Consider the following 4,458-nt stretch of genomic DNA (forward strand, 5'->3'; position numbering starts at 1 on the left):
AATGCGGATTTCCCCGGCGGCACGTCTATCTATCAAGGTATTGCCGATGCAGCAAAAGCCGCCGGTGGTTCCGCTGTGCTGAGTGTTGATGGTAGCTACAGCGAAAAACCCGATGTTGCCTTCGTGGTATTTGGTGAAGACCCTTACGCGGAAATGCAAGGCGACGTCGGTGCTTTGATTTATAAAAATGAAGCCAGCCTCGCACTGCTAAAAAAATTAAAAGCCGATGGCATTAAAGTGGTTTCACTGTTTATCACTGGTCGTCCACTCTGGGCCAATAATTTTATCAATGCGTCTGATGCGTTTGCCGTTGTCTGGCTGCCTGGTTCAGAAGGTGTTGGCATCGCCGATGTGGTGCTGACTAAAGCTGATGGCTCAGTGAACTTTGATGTAAAAGGCAAGTTGCCATTCTCCTGGCCAGCGTCACCTGCCCAATCGCCATTGAATGTTGGCGATGCAGACTACAAACCGCAATTCGCTTACGATTTTGGTTTGACTTACAGCGACAAAATCGAAACCGGTTTGCTGGATGAAACCGCTGCACAGGTTGTTGCTGCCAATGCGCCAGACACAGCGCCGATTTTTAATCAGCGTGTGATAAATCCCTGGACACTGGTATTGCTCGATCATATGAACAATATGTTGCCAGTGACCACCAGCCGTGGTGAGTTGGGTGCAGTCGTTGTTTCATCGGAAGACAAACAAGTACAGGAAGATAGCCGCCGTTTGCAATTCAACGGCACTGCCAAAGCAACCGTATCGCTTGGCTCCACTACCCGCACTGATTTTTCTGCCTATGCGGAGAGCAAAGGCGCACTGGTATTTGATGTGAAAGTGAATGCAAAACCGGGCGCTGCAGTAAACCTGGGTATGTATTGTGGCAGCGATTGCGTCGGTGAAATTCCGGTGACTGAACAATTGAACGCAGCTGCAGTCGGAGAATGGACGAGCGTCAGTATTGCGCTGGAATGCTTCGCGAAAAAACGTGTGAAGATGGATATGGTTTTGGCGCCATTTATGTTGAGCACGGCGGGCACTTTGGATGTGTCCATTTATAACGTGCGCATCGAAAAAAATGCAACGGCACCTGCCTGCGCAGAATAATGTGTGATGTGTTAAACCCCTGGTGCGATAGCTATCGCACCAGATGTTCGTAATAAAAACTACAGCTCTATTTATCTTCTGTTTTACCCGGTGTTATCCGGTTTTTTCCAACACAGCAACAAAAGTCCAAGTTTTTTACACAATAACAATAGAGGTAATTATGAAAAATCACGAGTTAGACTTTAAGCCATCATTAACAAATGTCTGCTTGGGTATCGCATTGGCCAGTTTGATTGGCTGCGGCGGCTCTGGCGGGTCGAGCAACAACAAATCCAGTGCAGCGGCATCCTCTGTTGCACCTGCGTCATCAACCCCGGCGTCTTCGATGCCTGCATCTTCAATGCCCGCATCTTCCTCTGCCGCCAGTTCATCCGCACCACCTGAATGGAAATTGGTATGGAGTGATGAATTTGATGGCACTAGTATCGATACCAGCAAATGGAATTTCGAAAAAAATTGCTGGGGTGGCGGCAACAATGAACAACAGTGTTATACCGATCGCCCAGTCAACGCATTTGTTGCTGACGGCGCATTAAACATTGTGGCGCAGCGCGAAGATTTTACCGGTTCTGATTCGCCGGAAGGCGAAAGCCCGACTACTAAAACATTGCCATACACTTCTGCACGTCTGCGCACTAAAAATATTCAAGAGTGGACCTTCGGCCGTTTTGAAATCCGCGCAAAATTGCCCTTCGGACAAGGCACCTGGCCGGCGATTTGGATGCTGCCAACCAATTCACCTTACGGAACCTGGGCGTCCAGCGGTGAAATTGACATTATGGAAGCGGTGAATTTAAAAGTAGTGACCAATGGCAGCGAGCCCGAAGCCGCTGTTCACGGGACGTTACATTTTGGCCGCAACTGGCCAGGCAATGTGAACTCTGGTGCAGATTATAAATTACCTAACAATGCCAACCCTGCGGATGATTTCCATGAATACGCCGTGGAGTGGGAAGAGGGTGAAATTCGTTGGTATGTTGACGACGTACATTTTGCTACACAGCGCGACACTGGCTGGTACAGTCAATACATGCAAGATGGCACCTTGAAAGATGCACCTGTGGGCGCACCTTTTGATCGCTTCTCCAAATTCCATTTGTTATTGAATCTTGCAGTTGGCGGTAACTGGGCCGGCAACGTCAACAATAAAGGCGTCGATGAGTCCGTATTCCCACAAAAAATGTTAGTGGATTATGTGCGCGTATATGAGTGCAGTGCATCACCAAGCACCGGTAAAGGTTGCGCAACAATTGGTGCGAACGCAGAATTGGTTGCTGGCCATCAGCGCCCCGTCATTGGTCAGGTTGAATTGCCCGGACCACCACTTTTTGTAATGTACGACAATAGTCTGGCGAGTGTATTGCAATTTGATTCCTATAATCCTGACGGTAAAATCAGTCATTCCCAAGTAGAGGAAGCTGGCCGGGGCAACGTATGGAATGTGGTAAAAACTGGCGCAAACGGTAATGCCTATTTCAAAATAAAAGGTGACCCTGCTGATATGCGCAATTGGGCAACCGATAGTGAACTAGTGTTTGATGTAAAAGTTAACAGCAAAGCTGAAGGTGCAAAATTATTGGTGAAAATTGATAGTGGATGGCCGAACGTGAGCGATGTCAGCGTGCCCTTGGCTGCTGATGGTGAGTGGAAAGAATATCGCATCACGCTCGCCGATTTGCTCGACAATGGCAATTCACTTGCCGGTGGACAAGCAACACTTGCTTCAGTGGTAAATAGTTTTGTGGTTGATCCTTCGGCGGAAATGAATGTGTCTTTTGACAATATCCGCATTGAAGGTGAAGAAGCTGATGGCGGTGTGACTGAGTTTGCCCCCTTGCCCTTGTTTAATATGTACAACGACAACATTGCCGCTGGCCTGCAAGTACAAAGTTATAACCCTGCGGGTCATATTACCTCGTCCGAAAAAGCAGAAGCTGGACGTGGCAATGTATTTAACGTAGTAAAAACTGGCACTGATGGAAATGTCTTTTTCAACGTGATTACAAACCCGGTTAATTTGAGCAAATGGGGTGCGCAAGGTAAGTTGAAATTTGATTTTAAAGTCAACAGCAAAGCTTCAGGCACTGCGTTGTTAATCAAAATGGATAGCGGCTGGCCAAATGTGAGTGATGTGAGCATTCCATTACCTGCCGATGGCGTGTGGACAGAATACACTATCGGTGTCGCTGATTTGATCGATAACGGCAACTCGGTTCCCTGCTGCCCTGGCATCGCCAAACTTAATGCTATTACCAATATTTTTGTGGTGGAGCCATCGGGTGCAATAGATGTTTCGTTTGATAATGTACGTTTGGTAGTGGAATAAGAGCAACAGCGATTGTCTTAAAAGACTGTAGCTCAAGCATAAAAAAGCCGGGATTTTCCCGGCTTTTTTATGAATAATTACTTGGCTGAAATATTTCCGCAGTCATTTTACATTTGTTTGAACGGTAGCGAAGCGCGCGCTTCATTGGCGTAGGCGCGAATGCTAACTGCCTCCTGCGCAATAAACTGTTCAATCGCGGGGCGAAAATCGGATGAATTAATCCAGTGGTTGGAGTAGGTCAGTACCGGTTCAAAACCGCGCGCAATTTTATGCTCGCCCTGCGCGCCGCCGTCAAAGCGTGTTAATTGATTGGCGATGGCATAATCAATTCCTTGATAGTAACAAGTTTCAAAATGCAGGAATTGATACTCTTCAAAACATCCCCAGTATCGGCCGTAGAGGGTATTACTGTCACGCACAAAAAGTGCAGCTGCAATGATGTTATGCGATCCATCGGCCATTAATTGAATAGCATTGATCAGCACCAGGTTGTCGCTCATGGTTGCGCCCAGCTGCTGAAAAAATTCAGCGCTCAAATAACCGCTGTGGCCGCTGCGTTTTAAATAAGTGTTGCGATAGAGCGCATAAAATACTTCCCAGTCTCGTGCTGTTAATGCACTTCCGGTTTTCACCTCAAATACAAATCCCTGCTCGATAACCTGGCGGCGCTCTTTGATAATGTTCTTGCGTTTGCGCGAATTCATCTGCGCGAGAAAATCATCAAAGCTTTTATAATCGCGATTAAACCAATGAAACTGGCAGCCCAAGCGTTGGTGAATGTTCTGCGCAGCGAGTTGCGCACTGGTCTCGCTGTTTGGAAATAAACAGTGCCAACTGGAAAAGTTTTTCTCAATACACTCTGTTGTTAAGGCTTGTACCGCAACATCAATAAGTTCTGTTGTTGGTGTATCTGCTTTGCATAACAAGCGTGGGCCGACGCAGGGGGTAAAGGGAATGGCGTTGATCCATTTTGGATAATAATCAACACCGTAGCGGCGATAAGCATCCGCCCAGCTCCAATCAAACAC

The 4,458-nt window shown here is 47.3% G+C and carries 3 protein-coding genes; 2 read left to right on the plus strand and 1 reads right to left on the minus strand.

Annotated elements, in window-relative coordinates; all coding sequences use genetic code 11:
• The coding region (locus ACWA6V_RS17805) for a putative glycoside hydrolase (RefSeq protein WP_449523755.1) at nucleotides 1-1,104 on the plus strand (1,104 nt) is incomplete at its 5' end.
• Between the two features lie 160 nt (nucleotides 1,105-1,264).
• A complete protein-coding gene (locus ACWA6V_RS17810; protein WP_449523756.1) occupies nucleotides 1,265-3,430 on the plus strand; it encodes a family 16 glycosylhydrolase in 2,166 nt (721 codons plus the stop codon).
• A gap of 107 nt (nucleotides 3,431-3,537) precedes the next feature.
• Here the strand turns inward: ACWA6V_RS17810 and ACWA6V_RS17815 are convergent.
• Nucleotides 3,538-4,458: GNAT family N-acetyltransferase (locus ACWA6V_RS17815; protein ID WP_449523757.1), on the minus strand; the 921-nt coding region annotated here is incomplete at its 5' end.

This window comes from Cellvibrio sp., from assembly GCF_053579595.1.

Bases quoted from the DNA above. Each gene is read 5' to 3' on its own strand.
- ACWA6V_RS17810 (WP_449523756.1), top strand. From the start codon at position 1,265: ATGAAAAATCACGAGTTAGACTTTAAGCCATCATTAACAAATGTCTGC.